The sequence below is a fragment of the Rhodococcus sp. DMU2021 genome (assembly GCF_019641445.1).
Classification (GTDB): Bacteria; Actinomycetota; Actinomycetes; order Mycobacteriales; family Mycobacteriaceae; genus Rhodococcus; species Rhodococcus pyridinivorans.
In genome coordinates, this window is sequence record NZ_JAIFKB010000007.1 from 57,856 (window position 1) to 80,469 (window position 22,614).

Annotated in this window: 19 protein-coding genes; 11 read left to right on the forward strand and 8 right to left on the reverse strand. The window is 68.6% G+C overall.

The window, feature by feature from the left end; all coding sequences use genetic code 11:
• Positions 1-93: 93 nt before the first annotated feature.
• The 3 genes from K3M35_RS12380 to K3M35_RS12390 are packed head-to-tail and all read right to left on the reverse strand — an operon-like array spanning position 94 to position 2,926.
• Complete coding sequence (locus K3M35_RS12380) at positions 94-978, reverse strand: metal ABC transporter permease (RefSeq protein WP_006550474.1); 885 nt, start codon at positions 976-978, stop codon at positions 94-96.
• Positions 975-1,838: a metal ABC transporter ATP-binding protein gene (locus K3M35_RS12385; RefSeq protein WP_006550472.1), complete on the reverse strand. Its 864-nt coding sequence runs from the start codon at positions 1,836-1,838 to the stop codon at positions 975-977. The genes K3M35_RS12380 and K3M35_RS12385 overlap by 4 nt, the downstream gene beginning before the upstream one ends.
• Positions 1,839-1,864: 26 nt before the next feature.
• Entirely contained in the window at positions 1,865-2,926 is a 1,062-nt protein-coding gene (locus tag K3M35_RS12390; RefSeq protein WP_033096921.1) for a metal ABC transporter solute-binding protein, Zn/Mn family, read from the reverse strand.
• 169 nt (positions 2,927-3,095) lie between these two features.
• Here K3M35_RS12390 and K3M35_RS12395 point away from each other — a divergent pair, with 169 nt between their 5' ends.
• Positions 3,096-4,202, forward strand: a complete 1,107-nt coding sequence (locus K3M35_RS12395; protein WP_071936215.1) for a LacI family DNA-binding transcriptional regulator — start codon at positions 3,096-3,098, stop codon at positions 4,200-4,202.
• A 21-nt stretch (positions 4,203-4,223) separates the two neighbouring features.
• Here the strand turns inward: K3M35_RS12395 and otsB are convergent, their stop codons facing one another.
• Both otsB and kstR read right to left on the reverse strand, forming a co-directional pair.
• Positions 4,224-6,800 (reverse strand): trehalose-phosphatase, encoded by a 2,577-nt coding sequence (gene otsB / locus K3M35_RS12400; protein ID WP_039583886.1) that lies wholly within the window; start codon positions 6,798-6,800, stop codon positions 4,224-4,226.
• 161 nt (positions 6,801-6,961) lie between these two features.
• Positions 6,962-7,621 (reverse strand): cholesterol catabolism transcriptional regulator KstR, encoded by a 660-nt coding sequence (gene kstR, locus K3M35_RS12405; RefSeq protein WP_006550468.1) that lies wholly within the window; start codon positions 7,619-7,621, stop codon positions 6,962-6,964.
• An 89-nt stretch (positions 7,622-7,710) separates the two neighbouring features.
• On the opposite strand from kstR, the gene K3M35_RS12410 reads away from it, so the two are divergent.
• The 10 genes from K3M35_RS12410 (at position 7,711) to K3M35_RS12455 (ending at position 19,031) form a co-directional block, all read left to right on the forward strand.
• Entirely contained in the window at positions 7,711-9,858 is a 2,148-nt protein-coding gene (locus tag K3M35_RS12410; RefSeq protein ID WP_220666482.1) for an acyl-CoA dehydrogenase, read from the forward strand.
• 67 nt (positions 9,859-9,925) lie between these two features.
• Complete coding sequence (locus tag K3M35_RS12415) at positions 9,926-10,969, forward strand: acyl-CoA dehydrogenase family protein (RefSeq protein ID WP_220666483.1); 1,044 nt, start codon at positions 9,926-9,928, stop codon at positions 10,967-10,969.
• Positions 10,954-12,105, forward strand: a complete 1,152-nt coding sequence (locus K3M35_RS12420) for an acyl-CoA dehydrogenase family protein (RefSeq protein ID WP_220666484.1) — start codon at positions 10,954-10,956, stop codon at positions 12,103-12,105. The genes K3M35_RS12415 and K3M35_RS12420 overlap by 16 nt, the downstream gene beginning before the upstream one ends.
• 29 nt (positions 12,106-12,134) lie before the next feature.
• Positions 12,135-13,154 (forward strand): bifunctional MaoC family dehydratase N-terminal/OB-fold nucleic acid binding domain-containing protein, encoded by a 1,020-nt coding sequence (locus K3M35_RS12425; RefSeq protein WP_006550464.1) that lies wholly within the window; start codon positions 12,135-12,137, stop codon positions 13,152-13,154.
• Positions 13,151-13,555, forward strand: coding sequence for a MaoC family dehydratase (locus K3M35_RS12430; RefSeq protein ID WP_220666485.1), 405 nt, complete (start codon positions 13,151-13,153; stop codon positions 13,553-13,555). Before K3M35_RS12425 ends, K3M35_RS12430 begins: the two co-directional genes overlap by 4 nt.
• A complete protein-coding gene (locus K3M35_RS12435; protein ID WP_220666486.1) occupies positions 13,552-14,721 on the forward strand; it encodes a lipid-transfer protein in 1,170 nt (389 codons plus the stop codon). The genes K3M35_RS12430 and K3M35_RS12435 overlap by 4 nt, the downstream gene beginning before the upstream one ends.
• 79 nt (positions 14,722-14,800) lie before the next feature.
• Positions 14,801-16,207: a DUF2252 domain-containing protein gene (locus tag K3M35_RS12440; protein WP_006550461.1), complete on the forward strand. Its 1,407-nt coding sequence runs from the start codon at positions 14,801-14,803 to the stop codon at positions 16,205-16,207.
• Positions 16,208-16,322: 115 nt separating this feature from the next.
• Positions 16,323-17,159 carry a mycofactocin-coupled SDR family oxidoreductase gene (locus K3M35_RS12445; RefSeq protein WP_197481867.1) on the forward strand — a complete coding sequence of 279 codons (837 nt, stop codon included), beginning with the start codon at positions 16,323-16,325 and terminating at the stop codon, positions 17,157-17,159.
• Positions 17,160-17,253: 94 nt separating this feature from the next.
• Positions 17,254-18,231: an ATP-binding cassette domain-containing protein gene (locus K3M35_RS12450; protein WP_071936221.1), complete on the forward strand. Its 978-nt coding sequence runs from the start codon at positions 17,254-17,256 to the stop codon at positions 18,229-18,231.
• A gap of 11 nt (positions 18,232-18,242) precedes the next feature.
• Positions 18,243-19,031 (forward strand): ABC transporter permease, encoded by a 789-nt coding sequence (locus K3M35_RS12455; RefSeq protein ID WP_170318477.1) that lies wholly within the window; start codon positions 18,243-18,245, stop codon positions 19,029-19,031.
• Between the two features lie 27 nt (positions 19,032-19,058).
• On the opposite strand, the gene K3M35_RS12460 is transcribed toward K3M35_RS12455, so the two are convergent.
• The 3 genes from K3M35_RS12460 to K3M35_RS12470 form a co-directional block, all read right to left on the reverse strand.
• Positions 19,059-19,673 carry a flavodoxin family protein gene (locus K3M35_RS12460; RefSeq protein WP_019290163.1) on the reverse strand — a complete coding sequence of 205 codons (615 nt, stop codon included), beginning with the start codon at positions 19,671-19,673 and terminating at the stop codon, positions 19,059-19,061.
• A gap of 50 nt (positions 19,674-19,723) precedes the next feature.
• On the reverse strand, positions 19,724-20,782 hold the full coding sequence (locus tag K3M35_RS12465; RefSeq protein WP_231413001.1) for a S9 family peptidase: 1,059 nt from the start codon (positions 20,780-20,782) through the stop codon (positions 19,724-19,726).
• A 61-nt stretch (positions 20,783-20,843) separates the two neighbouring features.
• On the reverse strand, positions 20,844-22,589 hold the full coding sequence (locus K3M35_RS12470; protein ID WP_024102878.1) for a cholesterol oxidase substrate-binding domain-containing protein: 1,746 nt from the start codon (positions 22,587-22,589) through the stop codon (positions 20,844-20,846).
• Positions 22,590-22,614: the final 25 nt, after the last annotated feature.

Genomic DNA, 22,614 nt, shown 5'->3' on the forward strand with positions numbered 1-22,614 from the left:
CCGATGTCTGTGACGTCCCGTTACTGGAGCAACCTCGGGAAACTGGGCGGACGTCGAGGAGCGCGTCAAGATCACGTCCCGACGGGCCGTGAATCAGGCAGTTGCAGCGACCCGCCCGGAACCACGTCGGTTGCGGGCGGTGCCGATCACGCGGCAGATCATGTAGATGACGAACGCGATCGTCGTGATGAACGCCGAGACCGGCACGCCCGGCGCCAGCGCGAGCAGGATGCCGCCGACCGCCGAGATCTCCGCGAAGACCACAGACAGCACCGTGGCGGCGAGCGGCCCGCTGACCACCCGGGCCGCCGCGGCGGCCGGGGTGATGAGCAGTGCCATCACCAGCAGCGCGCCGACGATCTGCACACCGAGTGCGGCGGTGACACCGACGAGCACCGCGAACACGATCGACAATGCGCGCACCGGGACGCCGCGTGCAGCCGCGACCTCCGGGTCGGTGCTGGCGAACAGTAGCGGACGGTAGATCACCAGCAGCGTGAGGATCACGACGGCAGCGCACGCGGCGAGCAGGGCGATGCCGGTACCGCCGGGCGCCACGATCTGACCGGTGAGCAGCGAGAAGGCGGCGCCGGTGCGTCCGTCGTAGGCCCACAGCAGCAGGACGGCGAGACCGAGTCCGAAGGCCATCACCACGCCGATGACGGAGTCGCGTTCGCGGGCACGTGTCCCCAGGACCCCGAAGAGGATCGCGGCGATCACGGCACCCGCGACCGCACCGATCCCGACGGAGACCCCGATGATGAGCGCCGCCGCGGCACCGGTGAGCGACAGTTCGGAGGTGCCGTGGACGGAGAACGCCATCTGACGGCTGATGATCAGCGGGCCGATCACTCCGGCGAGCAGACCGAGGATCGCACCGGCGACGAGCGCCTGCTGCACGAAGTCGTACTGCAGGAGTTCGACGGTGGTCTCCACGTCGAACATCCGCCCGAGGGCGTCGGTGAACTTGCTGCTCATTCGTGATCCTCGTGATCGTGGTGGACGCCTTCCCCGGGGCGCAGTCCGCCGGCGCTGCCGAGCGCGTCGATGGCGTCGCCGGTGCCGACGACCACCAGGCGGCCGCGCATCTCGAGCACTTCGACGTCGGTGCGGTAGAGCTCGGAAAGCACCTGCGAGGTCATCACCTCGGCGGGGGTGCCGATGCGGAACTGGCCGTCGACGAGGTACAGCACGCGATCCACCAGCGGCAGGATCGGATTGATCTCGTGGGTGACGAACAGGACGGAGGTGTCGTGGTCGCGGCGGCGGCGGTCGATGAGCGCCGACACCAGGTGCTGGTTGGCGAGATCGAGACTGAGCAGCGGCTCGTCGCACAGGAGTACGCGCGGATCTCCCACGAGCGCCTGCGCGATACGCAGCCGCTGCTGCTCACCACCGGAGAGCGTGCCGATCGGGGCTCCGGCATAGGTCTCTGCGCCGACCTGAGCGATCGCGTCGTCGACCGCGACGCGGCGCCGCCGGCGCGTGCGCAGGCCGGTGCCCCAGCGATGTCCGTCCATGCCGAGGCCCACGAGATCGCGTCCCCGCAGCGGGACGCCCTCGTCGAGAGACTTCTGCTGCGGCACGTATCCGACGTGCGAGTTCCCGGTCCGGACGGCCTGCCCGGCGATGGTCGCGGTTCCGGAGGTGAGCGGGAGCTGGCCGAGCAGCACCTTGAGCAGCGATGTCTTGCCGGCACCGTTCGGTCCGAGCACCGCCAGGAACTCGCCGGGTTCGACGACGAGGTCGAGTCCGTCCCAGAGGACCCGATCGCCGAATGCCAGCCGGGCATCGCGGAGTTCGACTGTGGGCGTGCGGTCGGATGGAGGAGGTGTCACCGGAGTCCGTGTTCTCGATCGGATGGTCAGGAGGCGGTCTCGAGCGCGGCGGCGAGGGTCTCGGCGGTCCGGGCCTGCCACTGAATGTAGTCGACACCTTCGGGCAGGGTTTCGAAAACCTCGACCACGGGGACGCCCGACGACTCTGCTGCCGTGCGCATCTCGCGGCTGATCCGGTCCTCGGTCTGCGGGTTGTAGATCAGGACGCGAACCTGCTTGTCGACCAACAACTGCCGTGTCGCCGCGATCGCCGCCGGGGACGGATCGGTGCCGTTCTCGATGGCGTTGGTGAAATCCGGGGGAGTGATGTCGTCGAGCGTCGCGGCCGAGACGAGGTAGTGGCCGATCGTCTCGGTCTGGGCGACGGGTGCGTCGCCGTGTGTGTCGGCGAGCTTGTCGACAACATCCGCGACGTAGTGCAGGTTCTCGTGGAAGCCCGCGGCGTTGGCCTCGTAGACGGCGGCGCCGTCGGGGTCGAGTTCGGCGAGCTGCTCGGCGACGGCGTGCGCGACGGCGTCGGCGGTCGCGAGGTCGTACCAGACGTGCTCGTTGATGCCGCCGTGGTCGTGACCCTCGTGCGAGTGCCCGTCGCCGGCGTCGGACACCTCACCGCTCTCGTGCGAGTGGTCCTCGGAAACGGTTGTCTCCGAGTCGCTCTCGATGGCGTCGTCGGTGCCGTCCTCGTCGCCGTGATCGTGTCCGGCGTGCAGATCCGAGTACGCGCCGGATTCGAACAGGGCGAAGGCCTCCACGACTGCAGGCTTGTCCCCGGTGGCGCCGAGGATGTCGTCGACGAATTGGTCGTAGCCACCGCCGTTGTAGACGACGAGCGAGGCGTCGGAGATCGCCGCGGCGTCGAGGGGGCTGGCCTCGTAGGAGTGCGGGTCGGCGTTCGGTTCGGTGATGAGCGAGCGGACCTCGATGCGGTCTCCGGCCACCGCCTGCGCGATCGACCCCCACACGTTCGTGGAGGCGACGACGCTGATCTCGTCGTCGTCGGCGCCGGAGGTATCGGTGCCGCACGCGGCGAGGGCGGTCGCGCAGGCTACGGCGGCGGCTGCGAGGGCCGTGCGGGAGGACAGTCGCACAGTTCTTCTCCTGAGGATCGGCGGTCTTCGACGAACGGGGTCCGGAACGACCGAGCGACCGACCCAAACGTTATTGGTAACCGTTACCGTTCCACTTTAGCGGACGACACCGAGCCCTCCTACCATCCCTGGGTGGTCGTGACCATGGACACAGGACTACGGTCCTCTCATGTCCAGGTCTCGTCAGCCGCGCCGACAGGCGACCCTGGCGTCGATTGCCGCCGAGTTGAAGATCTCCCGCACCACGGTCTCGAACGCGTACAACCGCCCCGACCAGTTGTCCGCCGAGCTACGCGAACGTGTCCTCGAAGTCGCCAAACGACGCGGATATGCCGGCCCGGATCCGATGGCGCGGTCGCTGCGCACCCGCAAGGCAGGAGCCGTGGGGGTCCTGCTCACCGAAGCGTTGAGCTATTCCTTCCGGGATCCCGCCGCCATGAGTTTCCTGTCGGGACTGTCCGAGGCCTGCGAAGCGGCCGGACAGGGACTACTGCTCATCCCCGCCGGACCGGGCCGGACCGACGACGAGGCCGCACAGGTCGTGCACCGCTCGTCCGTCGACGGCTTCGTCGTCTACTCGGTCCCCGCCGAGGACCCCTATCTCGCTGCCGTGCTCGAACGGCACCTCCCGATCGTCGCGTGCGACCAGCCGCGCGGGCTCGAGAACACCCCGGTGGTGGGCATCGACGACCGGCGGGCGATGCGCGATCTCGCCGCCCACCTCATCGAACTCGGCCACCGCCAGATCGGCATGTTGTCGATGCGCCTCGGCCGCGAACGGCACGACGGGGTCGTCGACCTGTCGACCCTCGAATCCGGCGCCTTCCACGTGCAGCGCGAACGCATCCGCGGCGTCCAGGACGCCATGAGCGCCGCAGGGCTGGCCCCCGAATCGCTCACCGTCGTCGAGCGCTACACCCACACCGCGGAGGACGGCCTGTCCGCCGCGGCGCAGATCATGCGCATGAACCCGCGGATCACCGCGCTCGTGTGCACCACCGACGTGCTCGCGCTCGGCGCTCTCGCCTGGGCCAATCAGATGGGTCTCGACGTGCCCGGCCACCTGTCGATCACCGGCTTCGACGGCATCGACGAAGCGATCCGCGAAGGCCTCACGACCGTGAGGCAACCGCAGAAGGACAAGGGGCGGCGCGCAGGCGAACTGCTCCTCGCCGCCCCCTCGCACTCCGGTGTGCCCGCGCTCGAGACCCTGGGGACCCAGCTGTGGTTCGGTGCCACCTCGGGTCGGGTCGAGAGCGAGTGGTACGCCGAGTGACCGAGCGGCCCCGCTCGTAGCTCAGTGCTGCCGGTCGCCCGTGGCCTTCGCGCCCGACAGCAGCTGGGCGCAGCGCAGCAGACCGATGTGACTGTACGCCTGCGGGTGGTTGCCCAGCGCACGCTCCGCGACGGGGTCGTACTCCTCGCTGAGCAGCCCGGTCGGTCCGGCCGCCGCGACCAGCTGCGCGAACAGCGCCTCGGCGTCGTTGCGCTGCCCGACCAGCAGGTAGGCCGCGACCAGCCACGCCGCGCACAGGTGGAAGCCGCCTTCGGCGCCCGGCAGGCCGTCGTCGCTGTGATAGCGGTAGACGGTCGCGCCGCTGCGCAACTCCCGTTCGGTGGCCTGCACGGTCGCCCGGAACCGCTCGTCCTGCGGGTCGACGAGTCCGGTGAGGCCGATGAACAGGGTGGCCGCGTCGAGATCGGTGCCGTCGTAGGCCGAGGTGAACGACTGGACCTCGTCGTTCCAGCCCTTCTCGGTGACCTCCTCGGCGATCTCGTCGCGCAGCGCCGCCCAGCCCTCGCCGGCGGTCCGGCCGAACTTCTCGGCGAGCGTCAGTGCCCGGTCGACGGTCAGCCACCCCATGACCTTCGAGTACACATGGTGGCGGGGTGCGTGGCGGATCTCCCAGATGCCGTGGTCCGGTTCGAACCAGCGCCGTTCGACCGCGGTGACCATCGAGCAGACGAGCTCCCAGTCCCGGTCGGTGAGGGCACGGTCGTGGGACACGCCGCGCGACTCGCGGCTGTGCGCGAGGTCGGCGATCAGGTCGACGATCGGGCCGAAGACGTCGAGTTGCACCTGCTGGTTCGCCGCGTTGCCGACCCGCACGGGCCGCGAACCGGCGTATCCGGGAAGCGAGTCGATCACGGCCTCGGGCGGCAGCGGTCCGCCGGCGAGCGTGTACAGCGGGTGCAGACGTTCGGGGCCCGGCACGGTCTCGAGGACGCGGTGGACCCAGTCGAGATAGTTCTCGGCCTCCTCGAGGGATCCGACCCGCACGAGCGCCTGCGCCGTGAGCGCGGCGTCGCGCAGCCAGCAGTAGCGGTAGTCCCAGTTGCGGACACCGCCGATCTCCTCGGGGAGCGAGGTGGTCGCCGCGGCGAGGATCGAGCCCGTCGGACCGTGGACCAGCCCCCGCAGGGTGAGCGCCGAACGCTTCATGAGATCGGGCTTGAGCGGCGGCAGCTCGAGCTGGGACGCCCACGTGTGCCAGTAGGCCTCGGACTGTGCCCGACGCTCGACCTCCGGCACCGGGTGCTCATCGAGATCGTCGGTGCCGCAGCGGAGTTCGAGGATGATGTCGTTCTCGGTGGGGTCGACCACGGCGTGGGCCGTCTGGTGCACGCCATCCGTGGTGATGTCCCACCGCACGCCGGGGGAGCGCAGGACGTAGGGCTCGTTGAAGCCCATGACGCGGATGCCGTCGTCCTCGACCTCGAGGGTGACCTGTCCCTGTCCGAACTCCGGTCGCGGGGCGAAGGTCACCACCGCGCTCGCGCGCCCGGTGATCACGCGCGTGAGGTCGGTACGGCCGGCCTCGACGTCGTGCGGGAGGTAGTCGATCACCGCGAGCGACGCCCACCGGGTCACCACCGTCATCGTCGAGTCGACGTAGCGCTGGCTGAGCGGCAGCGCCTGGCGGGTCGGGCCGATGGTGAAGTGACCGGCTGCGTCACCGCCGAGGAGGTGGGCGAACACCGCCGCGGAATCGGGTTCGGGGTGGCACAGCCAGGTGATCGTGCCGTCGGGGGTGACGAGTGCCTTCGAGCGGGGGCTCGCGAGCATGGTCAGGCGTTCGATCGGCGCGACGTGGGCGCCGGACAACCAGGTGCGACGTTCCTCGAGCAGGAACGCGAGTGCGGCGATGACCTCTTCGCTGGTGCGGACGCGGTACTCGGCGGCGGTGTCGCCGTCGCCGATCTTCACCCCGACGTCCGGGCCCTGCAGCGAACGGAAGGCCTTCTCGTCGGTCACGTCGTCGCCGAAGAAGACCGCCGCGCTGGCGGCTTCCTGGTGGCGGATGACGTCGAGCGCCTTGCCCTTGTCGGTGGGCACCACGGACAACTCGATGACTGCCTTGCCCTCGGTGACCTGCACACCGGGCTGGAGCGCGAGGCCGCTGCGCACGAGATCGAGGGCCTGCTCGGCATCGGCGGGAGAGGCGTTGCGCACGTGCAGCGCGGCGCTCGCGGGCTTGGCCTCCACCTGCACGCCGTCGAACCGGGATGCCACCGAGTGCAGTCCCTCGACGATCGTGGCGAGGAGGTCCCTCGCGTCGGGATCGATCTCGTGGACGAATCCGATGTCGAACTCGGAGCCGTGGCTGCCGACGAGTTTGACCTCGACCGGCAGGCGCGACAGGGCGGCGAGATCCTTGAGAGCGCGTCCCGAGATGACGGCAGCGGCCGTCGACGGCAGAGCGGCGAGGCCCCGCAGCGCCCGCACCGCATCGTCGTGCGGGTAGGCCTTCTCGGGATCGCTCACGATGGGGGAGATGGTGCCGTCGTAGTCGGTCGCCACGAGCAGGCGGGGCGTCCGCGCGACAGCCACCAGAGCACGTCGAAGGTCAATCGGAAGATCGTGGGCACTCACCTGCTCCACGTTAGGTCAGAGTGGGGCACGAATCCGACCCGGTGGGTATCGCGACCACGTGTTTCCGGTTACAGGAAGCGGCGGATCGGACGTCGGGCTTCCGGCGCGAGCGCCGCGGGGCTTCGGACGCGAGCGCCGCGGGGCTTCGGACGCGAGCGCCGTCAGGCTTCCGACGCGACCGTCTTCGGCACGCGCGAGCCGTCGCCGAGCAGCAGCTCCACCGTCAGTTCGAGCCGGCGGGCGACATCGGTGGCCGACGAACGGCGCGTGAGCCAGGCGACGAGATTCGACAGCCACACGTCGCTGATGACGCGTGCGATGGCGAGTTCTTCCTCGGTGGGCTCGCCGTCGTTCATGGCCCGTGCGAACAGTCGGTCCATGAGGGTGCCCACCTGGTCGACCTCGGCGGCGGCGGAAGCGTCGGCGAACATGAACGCCCGTGTCATGGCCTCGGTGAGCAGGGGATCGCGCTGCATGGCCTTGGTGATCAGGCCCAGGATGAGGTGCATGCGCTCGAGGGGGCTGTGGCCGGGTGGGATCCGGCCCTTGCCTTCGATGCGGGCGAATTCACGGCCGAGGGCGGAGACCAGCAGGTGGACCTTGGACGGGAAGTATCGGTAGAGGGTGCCGACCGCGACGTCCGCGCGTTCTGCCACCGCCCGCATCTGCACGGCCTCGTAACCACCCTTCGACGCGAGCGCCAGGGTGGCGTCGAGAATCCGCTTGCGCCGTTCCTTCTGGGCATTGGAACTGAGATCGTCCTCGGTGAGGGCGGTCAGAGTTCCGTGTCCGTTGGCACGGGAGCGGGACGGGGTGGCCATAGATTCGTTTCCTCACGCCTTGACTCTGAATCGGTGCCATATTAGAACACGTTCTAGCAATGATGTCATTCGGAAGGGCGGAAACCGCTGTGAGTATCGCCACGACCGAGGAGCAGCGGGCCGTTCAGGCATCTGTCCAGGCCTGGTCACGTGCCGTAGACCCCATGTCGACGATACGTCGCGCAAGCGACGCGACGTGGCGCGACGGCTGGTCCTCCCTCGCAGAACTCGGAGTCTTCGGCGTCGCCGTCCCGGAGGAGGCGGGCGGCCTCGGCGCGACCACCGTGGACCTGGCCGTCATGCTCGAGCAGGCCGCCTACGAACTCGCACCGGGCCCGATCCTGACCACCGTCGTGGCCGCCCTCGTGTTCGGCCGTGCCGGTGAGACCGTCGCCAAGACGACGGAACGGCTCGCCGAGGGTGAGGTCCCCACCGCGCTCGCTCTCGACTCGGCCGTGACCGCGGAGCCGGCGGGTGACGGAGTCCTGCTGCGCGGTGAGGCCGGACCGGCCGTGGGTGCCGAAGCCGGGATCGCCGTGCTCGTCCGTGTCGCGGGTGAAGGTGATCCGGCCGTCGAGAGCTGGGCGCTCGTCGAGGCCGATGATCCGGGTCTGCACATCGAACCGCTCGAGACCATCGACGCCTCCCGCGCGGTGGCCCGCGTCCGCCTCGACGACGCGACGGTCCCGGTCGATCGGGTCGCGACCGTCCCGGCCGGCTTCGTGCGCGACCTGACCGCCGGCCTCGCCGCCGCGGAGCTGGCCGGTCTCGCCGGCTGGGCGCTGACCACCGCCGTCGAGTACGCGAAGATCCGCGAACAGTTCGGAAAACCGATCGGTTCGTTCCAGGCCGTCAAACACATCTGCGCCGAAATGCTCTGCCGCACCGAGAAGATCCGGGCCGTGGCCTGGGATGCGGCGGTCACCGTCGACGCGCAGCCCGACGAACTGCCGATCGCGGCGGCGGCCGCCGCAGCGATCGCACTCGATGCCGCGGTGCAGACCGCCAAGGACGCGATCCAGGTGCTCGGCGGCATCGGGTTCACATGGGAACACGACGCACACTTCTATCTCCGCCGTGCGGTCGCCACCCGCCAGGTGCTCGGCGGTTCCACCGCGTGGCGCTCGCGGCTGACGACCCTGGTCCGCGACGGCGCGCGCCGTCACCTCGGTATCGACCTGTCCGATCACGAGGAGAAACGCGCGCGGATCCGTGCGGAGGTCGAGAAGATCGCCGCCGCACCCGAATCCGAGCGCCGTGTCGCCCTCGCTGAATCGGGCCTGCTCGCGCCGCACTGGCCGCCGCCCTACGGTCGCGGAGCCGGCGCCGCCGAACAGCTCGTCGTCCAGGAGGAGCTCGCCGCCGCCGGCATCGAACGTCCCGACCTCGTGATCGGCTGGTGGGCGATTCCGACCGTCCTCGCACACGGAACACTCGAGCAGATCGAGCGTTTCGTGATGCCCACCCTGCGCGGCGATGTGGTCTGGTGTCAGCTGTTCTCCGAACCCGGCGCCGGCTCGGACCTCGCGGCGCTGCGCACGAGTGCCGAGAAGGCCGACGGCGGATGGGTGCTGCGCGGGCAGAAGGTGTGGACCTCGCTCGCACAGCAGGCGGACTGGGCGATCTGTCTCGCCCGCACCGACCGCGACGTCCCCAAGCACAAGGGCATCACCTACTTCCTCGTCGACATGAAGTCGGCGGGCATCACGATCTCGCCGCTGCGCGAGATCACCGGCGACGCGTTGTTCAACGAGGTCTTCCTCGATTCGGTCTTCGTGCCGGACGACTGCGTGGTGGGCAATCTCGGCGACGGCTGGAAGCTGGCCCGCACGACCCTCGCCAACGAACGCGTCGCAATGGGGGGCAAATCGTCGCTGGGGCCGCGCATCGAGGAACTGCTCGAACTGTCGACCCCCGGCGATCCCGTCGCCGAGGACCGCATCGCGACGCAGATCGGGGAGGCGACGGTCGGTTCGCTCCTCGATCTGCGGGCGACCCTCGCGCAGCTCGAAGGGCAGGATCCGGGCGCCGCGTCCAGCGTCCGCAAGCTCATCGGCGTGCGGCAGCGGCAGGACACCGCCGAGCTCGCCATGTGTCTCGCGGGCGAGGCCGGCTGGGTGGAAGGTCCGCTCACCCGGGAGTTCCTCAACACCCGGTGCCTGACGATCGCCGGCGGAACCGAGCAGATCCTGCTCACCATGGCGGCCGAGCGGCTCCTGGGCCTGCCGCGCGATTGAGCGGTCCTTCCGCAGGGCGCCGGGGAGTGCTACAACTAGAACACGTTCTATTCGAAGGTGGGTGACGGTGGACTTCGCACGTGACGAGACACAGGAGGAAATCGCCGGTGTGGCGGCCGGTCTCCTGAAACGCGGCCTCACCGACGACGCGTTGTGGGCCGCGCTGGCCGACGCCGACCTGCTCTCGCTCGCTCTGCCGGAGCGTCTCGGCGGGTCGGGCCTCGGGCTCGGCGAGGTCGCCACCGTGCTCACCGAGATCGGACGCGGAGCCGCGCAGACCCCGGCCCTGGCCACCCTCGGCCTGGGCGTGCTGCCGATCCTCGCGCTCGCCTCCGAACAGCAACAGGACGACCTGCTCGCCGGCGTCGCCGGAGGAGCCGTGCTCACGGCCGCGCTCGGCGAACCGGGGCGCGCCTTCCCGGAGCAACCGGCCGCCACGGCGGTCGCCACCGACGGGGGCCACGCGGTCACCGGTTCGTTCGTCGCCGTGCCCTACGCCGATCGGGCACGCGTGGTGCTGCTGCCCACCGACGCAGGCGTGGTCGCGGTGGCTCCCGACGCCGTGGGCATGACCCTGCGTTCGAGCCCCACCTCGACCGGCTCTCCCGAGTTCTCGGTGCGCGCCGACGGCGCCGTGGGTGTCCTGCTCGCCGAATCCGGCACCGACGCTGTGACGATGCTCCACCGGATCGCGCTCGCCGCCGTGGCGGCCTTCGCCGACGGACTGCTCTCCGGGGCAACCGAACTCACGGCGAAGCACGTCAGCGAGCGGCACCAGTTCGGCAAGCCGCTCGCGACCTTCCAGGCCGTCGCGCAGCAGATCGCCGACGTCTACGTCACCGCCCGCACCCTGCACGTCGCGGCGCTGTCGTCGGTCTGGCGCCTGGCCGAAGGTCTCGACGCCGCGGACGATCTCGACATCACCGCCTACTGGATCGCCGCCGAACTGCCGCCGGCCATGCGGGTGCTGCACCACCTGCACGGCGGCGTGGGTGTGGACGAGACCTATCCGCTGCACAAGTACTCGTCGACCGCCAAGGACCTCGCCCGGTTGCTCGGCGGCGCCTCGTACCGACTCGACCTCGTGGGGGCCCGGTGTTCATCGATCTGACCGACGACCAGCGCGCACTGCAAGCCGAACTGCGGCGCTACTTCAGCAGCCTCGTCTCACCCGAGGAGGCTGCGATCATGCGCACGGAGCGGCACGGCCCCACCTATCGCGAGGTCGTGCGTCGCATGGGCAAGGACGGTTGGCTCGGCGTAGGCTGGCCCGTCGAGTTCGGCGGCCGCCGCTTCGGCGACGTGGAACAGCAGATCTTCGCCAACGAGGCCGTCCGCGCCGACGTGCCGTTGCCGAGCGTCACCCTGCAGACCGTCGGCCCGACCCTGCAGGTCTACGGGACCGACGAACAGAAGCGAAAGTTCCTGCCCGCCATCCTCGCCGGCGAGGTGCACTTCGCCATCGGCTACTCCGAACCCGAGGCCGGTACCGACCTCGCCGCCCTGCGCACCACCGCCGTCCGCGACGGCGACCACTACATCGTCAACGGACAGAAGATCTTCACCACCGGCGGGCACGACGCCGACTACATCTGGCTCGCCGTCCGCACCGGCCCCGCCGACTCGCGTCACCGCGGCATCTCCGTGCTCATCGTCGACACCAAGGATCCCGGCTTCAGCTGGACGCCGATCATCACGTGCGACGGTGCCCACCACGTCAACGCCACCTACTACAGCGACGTACGCGTTCCCGTCGAGATGCTCGTCGGCGAGGAGAACAAGGGCTGGAAGCTCATCACCACCCAACTCAACCACGAACGCGTCATGCTCGGCCCGGCCGGTCGCGTCGCCGGCATCTACGACCGGCTCGTCGAATGGGTCCGCGCCCACGAACTCCGGGACCGCCCCGAGGTGCGATGCGCACTCGGCGAGATCCACGCGACCTGGCGACTCAACGAACTGCTCAACTGGCAGGTCGCGGCGAGCAGCAACGACGCCGTCGACATCGCCGATGCCTCGGCGACCAAGGTGTTCGCCACCGAGCGGATCCAGCGCGTCGGGCGCCTCGCCGAGGAGATCGTCGGTGCCTTCGGCGATCCGGCCGACGACGACACCGCCGATCTGCTCCGCTGGCTCGACATGATGGCCAAACGCAATGTCGTCATCACCTTCGGCGGTGGCGTCAACGAGGTGATGCGCGAACTGGTCGCCACCGCCGGTCTGGGCATGCCGCGGGTCCCGCGGTGAGGCAGGAGAATTCGGTGACACAAGGTTCGGTGACACGAGATGCTCGGGGGAGGATCCCCGAGGAGATCCGGCAGGCGGCCGAGAAGGTCCGCGGCGACGGCCCGTCCGCGCCGCGACCCGGCCGCGATCCGGTGAACATGCCGATGATCCGCAACTGGCTCGAGGCGATCGGCGACGACAACCCGATCTACACCGACGAGACCGCGGCGATCGCAGCCGGTCACGGTGGTCTCGTGGCCCCGCCCGCGATGGCGCAGGTGTGGACGATGCGCGGCCTCGGCGCCGAACGCGAGAAGGACGACCCGCTCGGCCGGATGACGCAGATCCTTGACGACGCCGGCTACACCTCGGTGGTCGCCACCAACTGCGACCAGATCTACCACCGCTACCTGCGCCACGGCGAGCAGGTGACGATCGAATCCACCCTCGAGGACGTCGTCGGCCCGAAGCGGACCGGGCTCGGAGAGGGATGGTTCTTCACCACCCGCAACCTGTGGAAGGTCGGCGACGAGGTCGTCGCCGAGATGCTCTTCCGCATCCTGAAGTTCGCACCGCCGTCGAAGGACGAGCGCGCGGAGACGTCGGAAGACCGGCCCACATCCGCGGTACCCGACGATCTCGACCCCACGCGGATGCTCCGCCCGTCCGTCTCCCGCGACACGCAATTCTTCTGGGACGGCGTGGCCACCCACGAACTGCGCATCCAGCGACGCCCCGACGGCACCCTGCAGCACCCACCCGTCCCGGCGCTCTGGCTCGACAAGTCGGAAACCACCGACTACGTCGTATCCTCCGGTCGCGGAACGGTGTTCAGCTTCGTCGTCCACCACGCGCCCAAGGTGCCGGGGCGGCAGGTGCCCTTCGTCGTCGCGCTCGTCGAACTCGACGAGGGTGTCCGGATGCTCGGTGAACTCCGCGACGTCGACCCTGGACAGGTACGCATCGGGATGCCGGTCGAGGTCACCTTCCTCGACTTCCCCGGCGACGACGAGACCGGCGGGCAGCCGTGGACGCTGTACGCCTGGAAGCCCCTCGAGGAGGACGTGTGAACACCCCGACCGTCACGACGGGCGAGAGCCTGCCCTCCCTCGAGATCCACGCCGATCCCACCTTCATCGTGTCGACGTCCCTGGCCACACGCGACTTCCAGGACGTGCACCACGACCGCGACAAGGCACAGCAGCGCGGATCGAAGGACATCTTCGTCAACATCCTCACCGACACCGGCCTCGTGCAGCGCTACGTCACCGACTGGGCCGGCCCCCGCGCGGTGGTGAAGTCGATCTCGCTGAGACTGGGTGTGCCCTGGTACGCCTACGACACCCTGACCCTCTCGGGTACCGTCGCGTCCGTCGAGGACGGACTGGTCACCGTCGACATCACCGGCACCAACAGTCTGGGCAAACACATCACGGCCACAGCCACTGTCGTGATCGGAGGCACCGCATGAGCGGCCTGTCGGGTGCAGCGGCGATCGTCGGCATCGGCGCGACCGACTTCTCGAAGGACTCCGGCCGCAGCGAACTCCGCCTCGCGGCCGAAGCGGTGTGCGCCGCCCTCGACGACGCGGGACTGACCCCGGCCGACGTCGACGGTCTGGTCTCGTTCACGATGGACACCAACACCGAAGTGGCCGTGGCCCGTTCGGTGGGCATTCCCCACCTGAAGTTCTTCTCCCGCATCCACTACGGCGGCGGTGCGGCGTGCGCGACGGTGCAGCAGGCGGCGATGGCCGTCGCGACCGGCGTGGCCGACGTGGTGGTCGCGTACCGGGCGTTCAACGAGCGGTCCGGCGCGCGGTACGGGCAGGTCAACATTGACCTTGCCGCACAGGTGAATTCGTCGGGAACCGACAACGCGTTCTCCTACCCGCACGGGCTGAGCACACCGGCCTCGTTCGTCGCGATGGTCGCGCAACGCTACATGCACGTCTCCGGTGCGACGAGCGCCGACTTCGGCGCCGTGGCGGTCGCGGATCGGGCGCACGCCGCCACGAACCCGAAGGCGTTCTTCCACGGCAAGCCGATCACGCTCGAGGACCACCAGAACTCGCGGTGGATCGCCGAGCCGCTGCACCTGCTCGACTGCTGCCAGGAATCGGACGGCGGCGTCGCGATCGTCGTCACCAGCGCCGAGCGGGCGAAGGACCTGAAGCAGACCCCAGCGATGATCGCGGCCGCGGCGCAGGGGAGCGGACCCGATCAGTACATCATGACCAGCTACTACCGGGACGGGCTCACAGGCCTGCCGGAGATGGGCATCGTCGGCGACCAGTTGTGGGAGCAGGCGGGCATCGGGCCGCAGGACATCGCCACGGCCGTGCTCTACGACCACTTCACCCCGTACGTGCTCATGCAGCTCGAAGAACTCGGTTTCTGCGGCCGCGGTGAGGCCAAGGACTTCGTCGCCGACGGCATCCAGGTGGGCGGACGGCTACCGATCAACACGCACGGCGGTCAGCTGGGCGAGGCCTACATCCATGGCATGAACGGCATCGCGGAGGGCGTACGGCAGATCCGCGGCACGGCCGTCAACCAGGTCGACGACGTCGACCACGTCCTGGTCACGGCAGGAACAGGAGTTCCGACCTCAGGGCTGGTGCTGTCGCGGTCCTGACGCCGTTTCCCTCTCAGGGGACCGCAGGCCTGCCTACTATGAAGGCCCACACTCCGGTGATATCCCCGTGGGAGGACCCATGTCGGTCACGGACGGACATGTCGTGCATCCGACTCGCGAACAGCGGGTCCAGAACGGTCTCGCCGCTCGGAGGGGCACTCCCGTCGAGTCGCTGGCCGATCTCGGGGAGTCGTCCCGGGATCCGATCGCGCTGCTCGAGAGTCAGGCGCAGTCGCGCGTCCCCCAGCTCGTTCCGGTCCGGTACGGCCGCATGGCGACGTCGGCGTTCGCGTTCTTCCGCGGTGCTGCACTGGTGATGGCCGACGATCTGTCGCGCACATCCGACAGTGGTCTGCACACACAGCTGTGCGGCGACGCCCACGCGAGCAATTTCGGCCTGTTCGCGACTCCGGAACGGAGAACGGCCTTCGACGTCAACGACTTCGACGAAACCTATCCGGGGCCGTTCGAATGGGACGTCAAGCGCCTGGTCGCAAGCCTCGAGATCGCCGGTCGCGACAACGGGTTCACCGCGAAGGAACGCCGGAAGATCACCCGGGCATGTGCCGCAGAGTACCGCGAGACGATCTGTAGGCAAGCGCAACTCGGAAATCTGGCCGTGCGGTACTCCCACCTCGATCCCACGACCGAGATAGCGGGGTTGGGTGGCCTGCTGGATGCGAAGATGGAGAAACGCACGCGGAAAGCGCTCGACAAGGCCTCGCGCCGCGACAGCCTCCAGGCACTGGAGAAGCTGACCACCATCATCGACGGTCACCGCCGGATCATCAGCGATCCGCCGCTCATCGTGCCCGTCGAAGAGGTCTTCGCCGACCTCGACGCCGAGGCGATCTACGACGAGTTGTACGGCCGTGTCCGTTCGTACCGGGCGACACTACAGTGGGACCGCCGAGTCCTCCTCGAACAGTTCGAACTGGTCCAGGCCGCGCGGAAGGTCGTCGGAGTGGGCAGTGTCGGCACGCGGGCGTGGATCCTCCTGCTGCGCGGTGCGGACGACGACGATCCGTTGTTCCTGCAGGCGAAGGAGGCCCAGCGTTCGGTGCTGTCGTACTACGTCGACGGTCCGACCTTCCGGAACGAGGGCGAACGGGTCGTCAACGGTCAGCGGCTGATGCAGTCGGCGAGCGACATCTTCCTCGGCTGGCAGCAGGGCGCCGGGGCCGACGGGGTGAACCGGGATTTCTATATCCGTCAGCTCCGCGACGGCAAGGGTTCGGCGGTGATCGAGGAGATGGTGCCCAAGGGCCTGAAGCTCTACGGCCGACTCTGCGGCCGAGTCCTCGCCTTCGCCCATGCGCGGGCCGGCGACCGGATCGCACTGGCGGCCTATCTCGGCACGGACGAGGAGTTCGACGAGGCGGTCTCGTCGTTCGCGGTGGCCTACGCGGACCGCAACGAACGCGACCTGCAGGCGCTGCACGACGCCATCGAACAGGGACGGGTGAAGGCCCGGACCGGGCTCTGATCCCCGTCTGATTCGTGCCTGCTCCCCGGGCATGTCCGCTGTCCGGGAATCACCCATCCGTCCTTTCGCTCGGCGCGGTACAAGGGAGGCGATCACGCGCCGACGGAAGGACGTCATGATGGGTTTCGAGGGCAGGGTCGCATTCGTGACGGGAGCGGCGCGGGGCCAAGGACGCTCGCACGCCGTCGCATTCGCCGAGGCAGGCGCCGACGTGGTCGTCTGCGACCGGTGTTCCGACTCACCGGTGGTGGGATATCCGCTGGCGACCGAGGAGGACCTCGCGGAGACGGTGCAACTCGTCGAGGCGACCGGTCGCCGCGCCGTCTCTGCGACACTCGACACCGCCGACCGCCCGGCGATGGACGCGCTGGTGGCCCGTGCCCACGCCGAACTCGGGAGGATCGACATCGCGGTCGCCAATGCCGGGGTGTCGGTCGCGGCACCGGTGTACCGCATGCCGCAGGAGATGTGGGACGAAGCGATCGCGTCCAATCTCACCGGGGTGTTCAACACCGTCGCCGCGGTCACGCCGGGGATGATCGAACGCGGCTACGGTCGTATCGTCACGGTGTCGTCGATGCTCGGCCGAGCGGGCAACACCAACATGGCCGCGTATGCGGCGTCGAAGTGGGGCGTGATCGGCCTGACGAAGAGCGCGGCCCTGGACCTCGCGCAGAACGGCATCACCGTCAACGCCGTCGCCCCGGGCAACATCTCCACGCCGATGATCCACAACGACGCGCTCTACGGGATGCTGCGGCCCGACCTCGAACATCCGACCGCCGACGATGTCGCTCCGGTGTTCACCTCCCTGCACGCACAACCGGTGCCGTGGCTCGACCCGGCCGAGGTCACCCGTGCGGTTCTGTTCTTCGCCGACGAGGCGTCCGCACACATCTCCGGCACCGTGCTGCCGATCGACGCCGGCAACGCCGCCCGGGTGACGGGCTGAGCGATCCTCCCGGCGGAGCGATGAGAAAATCCGTCGAACCGTGTCGGTCTCTTCGTGCACACTGTGCTCACCACCACAGTCAGGGGAGAAACTGATGGCCGACGCCATAGTTGCAGAAGGACTGATCAAGACATACGGGCAGCTCAGAGCGCTCGACGGGGTGGATCTGCGAGTGCCGGAGGGGACGGTCACCGCGCTGCTCGGGCCCAATGGGGCCGGAAAGACCACCACGGTGCGGGTGTTGACGACACTGCTCGTCCCCGATGCCGGTCGCGCCGAAGTGGCGGGATACGACGTCCTCACCGAGGCGCGAAAGCTCCGCTCCAGGATCGGAGCATCGGGGCAGTACGCGGCGGTCGACGAGTATCTCACAGGCTTCGAGAACCTCGAGATGGTCGGCCGGCTGTACCACCTCGGCGCCAAACGCAGTCGCCTCCGGGCACGCGAGTTGCTCGAACAGTTCGATCTCGAAGAAGCGGGCGATCGCCCGGTCAAGGGTTATTCGGGCGGTATGCGACGCCGCCTCGACCTCGCCGGTGCGCTCGTCGCCGATCCTCCGGTGCTGTTCCTCGACGAACCCACGACGGGTCTCGATCCGCGGGCCCGCCTCGGGTTGTGGGACGTCATCGACACCCTCGTGCAACGCGGCACGACGCTGCTGCTGACGACGCAGTACATGGACGAGGCCGAACGCCTCGCCGACGACATCGTCGTGATCGATCGGGGCACGGTCATCGCCCGCGGCACGGCCGACGAGCTCAAGAGCCGCGTCGGTGGCGAACGCATCGAACTCGCCGTGACCGACACCGATCAGCGCGACCGCGCGGTTCGCGAGCTCGAATCGGTGGCGTCCGGGGAGGTCAGGGTCGAGCGCAGTACCGGCCGCATCACCGTGCCGGTCAGCGGCGACTCGGGCGGCGGAACCGACGGGCTCGTGACGGCGCTCGGGAAGCTGTCGGCCGCGGGCATCCGGGTCTCCGACGTCGCACTGCGGAAACCGACCCTCGACGACGTGTTCCTCACGCTCACCGGTCGCGGCACGGACGAGAAGGTCGAGGAGGCGGTGTCGTGAACACACTCGAGATGGTCGCATCCGACGGCCTGACCATTGCCAAGCGCAACATGATCAAGATCAAGCGTGTGCCGGATCTGCTGGTCTTCACGACGCTGTCGCCGATCATGTTCGTGCTGCTCTTCGCATACGTCTTCGGCAGCGCGATCGACGTTCCCGGCGTCTCGTACCGGGAGTTCCTCATCGCAGGCATCTTCACCCAGACGGTCATCTTCGGATCCACCTGGACGGGCCTCGGGATGGTCGAAGACCTGCAGAAGGGCATCATCGACCGGTTCCGGTCGCTGCCGATGGCCCCGTCCGCGGTGCTCATCGGACGCACCAGCACCGACGTGCTGATCAATGTGCTCAGCCTCGTGGTGATGTCGTTGACCGGTCTTCTCGTGGGGTGGCGGATCAACACCTCGGTCGGTGAGGCGCTCGCCGGCTACCTGTTGCTGTTGTTGTTCGCCTACGCCCTGTCGTGGGTGATGGCCGTGATCGGCATGTGGATCCGCACGCCCGAGGTCTTCAACAACGCGAGCTTCATGGTGATCTTCCCGCTGTCGTTCATCGCCAACACGTTCGTCGACCCGTCGTCGATGCCGACGGTGCTGCGCGTCATCGCCGAGTGGAATCCCATCTCGGCCGTCACGCAGGCGGTCCGCGAACTGTTCGGCAACACCAATCCCATGGTGCCGCCCCCCGACGTGTGGCCCCTGCAGAATCCGGTCCTCGCGTCGCTGATGTGGACAGCGTTGATGCTGATCGTGTTCGTGCCGTTCGCGATCCGCAGGTACCAGAAGGCCGTCAGCCGCTGACCGTCGGCGTCCGGCCGGCGGGTGGGTTCATCCCGGGTAGGGCGCGTACTGGCGCTGACGCAACAGCGTCGCCAGGTGCACGGCGTTGCGGGCGACGGATTCGGTGGTCGAGCGCACCGCTTCGGGGATCTCGTCGAGATCCTTGAAGTCGGTGCCCGACATCGCCTCGCCGTTCCAGTAGGTCGAGCCCTGCGCAGGGATCGAGAAACCGATGTCGTTGAGGCTCTGGAACAGGTCGGCGACGATCTTGTGCGCGCCGTCCTCGTTGCCGACGACTGCGGCGATCCCGACCTTGCCCACCATGCGTGGACGGTTCTCGTCGTCGGTGTTCGACAGTTCGGCATCGAGCCGCTCGAGGACGCGCTGGGCGACGCTCGACATGTGTCCCACCCAGGTCGGTGTGGCGACGAGCAGGATGTCGGCCGAGACGATGCGCTCGACGATCTCCGGCCATTGATCCCCATCGCCCATGTCGGCTTCGACACCGGGCTTGACGTCGAAGTCGACGACCCGGACGGTTTCGACGCTGACGTCGTGCTTCGACAGTGCGTCGAACACGTGCGCCACCATCTTGTCGGTGCTGGACTCGGCGGGGGACGGCTTGAGCGTGCAGTTCAGGGCCACGGCGTGCAGTGCTGTCATGTGCCCGGGATACCCGAGTTACACCACGACAATCACCTACAACACGACAGTCAGCGACCGCGTGCGGCCGCCCAACTGTCGATCGCCGCCGAGAACTCGAACGAGGTGGGCAGCAGCGCCACCTGGTCGGCCGGGCCGGGCTGCAGCGGGCCGAGTTCCTCGAGACTGTGGTTGGCGGTGGTGAAGTGCTCGAACTGCAGGTCGGTGTGGGCGAGGGCGTTTCGCAGCGGCTCGACCTGCGCGCAGTTGATGTTCAGGTCCTTGTCGGAACAGGTGAGCAGCACCGGGGTGTCGGCCGCCAGCTCCGCGGCGAGCTCAACCGGGTCGAGCTGGTCGGACTCGAAGAGGAACTTCGCGTTCGCGGGGTTCATGCCGAACTGCGCGAGGATCGGGTGCAGATCGGTGGGGAAGGCCCCGGTCGTCCGCAGCGACTCGACGGCACGCGGCAGGTCGGCCCGGACCGCCTCGCCGTCGGGGCCGAGCTGTCCGGAATCCACCACGGCATTCAGCTGGGCGGTCAGCAGGTCCAGGTAGCGCATCGGCAGCGGAGCGAGAAGTGCGAAGCCGCTTCCGATACCGCGATCGGCGAGTGCGAGCGCGGTCAGTGCACCCTCGCTGTGTCCGAGGACGAGGATCTCCTCGGGGGAGATTCCGGTGTGTTCAGCGAGCAGACGCACCGCGGCTTCGGCGTGGTCGACCTGCTCGGTGAAGCCGTACTCGCCGATGGTCTCGACCGTGTAGGACCCGAGGCCCGTCTCACCGGCCCCGATCTTGTCGAAGCGCAGGCTCGCGATGCCGTGGGCGGCGAGTGCGTCCGCGGTGCGCACCAGGGTGTCGGCCGCCCAGCCGGGCTGGTTGCCGTTGCGATCGGTGGTGCCGCTGCCCGGGAGCAGCAGTGCGGCGGCCACCGCGGCTCCGTCCGGGTTGCGGAGGCTGCCGTGGAAGGTGGTGCCGTCGGCCTCGAAGGTCACCGGGGCGTCGGTGCCGTTCGACACGGCGACCGAACCCGTGTCGGGAAGGGCCACCGCGGTTCCCGCGAGTGTCACACCTCCCGCGAGAACCAGCACGGGCACAGCAGCAGCACCGATCCACCTTCGCACGTTCCGCATGGTGCGAACCCTAGCAAAGGACTGCGCTGTGCCCGTGGTGAGCGAGGACGCCCGTGGGAGATCAGGGGAGCAGGGTGTCGATGAAGGTGTTGCTGAAGACCCGATGCGGATCGAGACGGTTGTAGACCGCGCGAGCCGAATCCCAGTTCTCGTCCGAGGGAACACCTTCCCGGTAGGTGTCGGGCAGGCCCTGCGTCAGGATCTGCTCGTCGGTGTACGGCAGGTCGGGACCGAACGCCCAGCCCTTCGACCATTCCGGCCGGAAGGTCGAGTCGCTTCCGTTGTACCGCTGCCGCATCCACTGCTCCATCTCCCGGTAGAAGGCGAACATGCCGGGAGTTCCCGGGACACCGAGAACGTTGAGCCAGATGGCGGTGTCCCATTCCGGGTGGTCGGGACGCGGGCGGGTCGACGCGATCGTCGGCGGTCCCGCCGACGGGACGAGGACGTCCTCCGGCCGATCCAGTCCGCAGCACCGGATTTCGACCGGACCGTTGAGAGGGAACTGTCCCAGGCTGCGGTAGTGCTCGATGCGCTCGGAGAACCAGTGCGCGAAGTCGTGGATCACGTTGGCGATGTTGGCGCGGTTCGTGAGCACCGCACCGCCACCCTCGGTCAGTCGCAGGGTGGTCGCCTTGATGTAGAACTGCAGATCCTTCGACCAGCCCCAGATGTCGGACGATCCCGTCGCTGCGAGACCGGCCACGGTCACGCCGTAATAGGTCTGACCGAAAGCCGGTGCGATCGAAGTGTTCCCGGCCGTGATGTGCCCCAGCAGGTCGGTGATCGGTTCGGGCACGTTGTCGGAGAACGGGTAGTTGTACGGCCCGGTGACCTCCCGCGAGGTGGCCGGCTTCTCCGGTGCGAGCGACCACACCTTCATCCACGGACGTTCCGTGAACGGATACCAGATCGCCTCGGCCCGCCCCGCCGAATCGACGAACGACTCGAAGGTCCGACCCGGCGAACCGGCGGGGGAGAACAGTTCCTGCCAGGTGATGTCGGTGAAGGACTGGCAGCGCATGCGATAGTTCGGTCCGGCCTGCAACGTGACGGACGTGATGAACGTCCGGCCGAGATGCGTGAGCAGCGGGGTGATCTCGGGATCGGCGCGGGTGAAGGTACGCAGTGCGTAGGCGCTGCCGTCCCACACGACGGCGGTCAGTTCGGTCACGAGATTGCTCAGCGACCCGAAGGTGTGACCGGGGAGGGTGGATTCACCGTTGGCGGGCAGGGCGGCGCCGTGCGCGTTGACGGCGAGCGCCCCGGCGATCGACAACACGCCGGGCGCAGGAAGATTCGCGAGTCCGAGACCGTGGTCCTGCAATGCAGTGGTGATGACGTCGAGCGTCGCGCCGGGACCTGCCGTGACGGTCGCGGGGGAGCCTCCGGGGTTCACCTGGACCCAGTCGAGATGGAGCATGGTGTCGGCGAGGATCACCCGGTCGACGGGTGCGCCGTTGACGATCGTCAGCGGTGTCCAGCCGTGCATGGCCCCGCGCGGACGGATGGTGTATCCGTTCTCGTGCGCCCAGTTCACCAGGCGCACCACGTCGTCGGGGGTGCGAGGCGCGCAGGTCCAGATGGCGTCCAGCATGATCTCCTTGGACCAGTTCTGGTACGCCTGCTGGTAGAGATCGATGCCGTCGGGGAACACCGGGGGAGTGGGGAGCGTCGAGGCCGCGGACCCGGAGGGGACGGCATGTACCGGGGTCCATCCACCGAGGGCGGAGACCGCCAACGCACCGGCGCCGGCCGCGAGGAAACCGCGCCGCGACAGGCGCGGCGACGAATCACGAAGTGTCATGTTCGAATGTCGCTCTTTCGGGAGG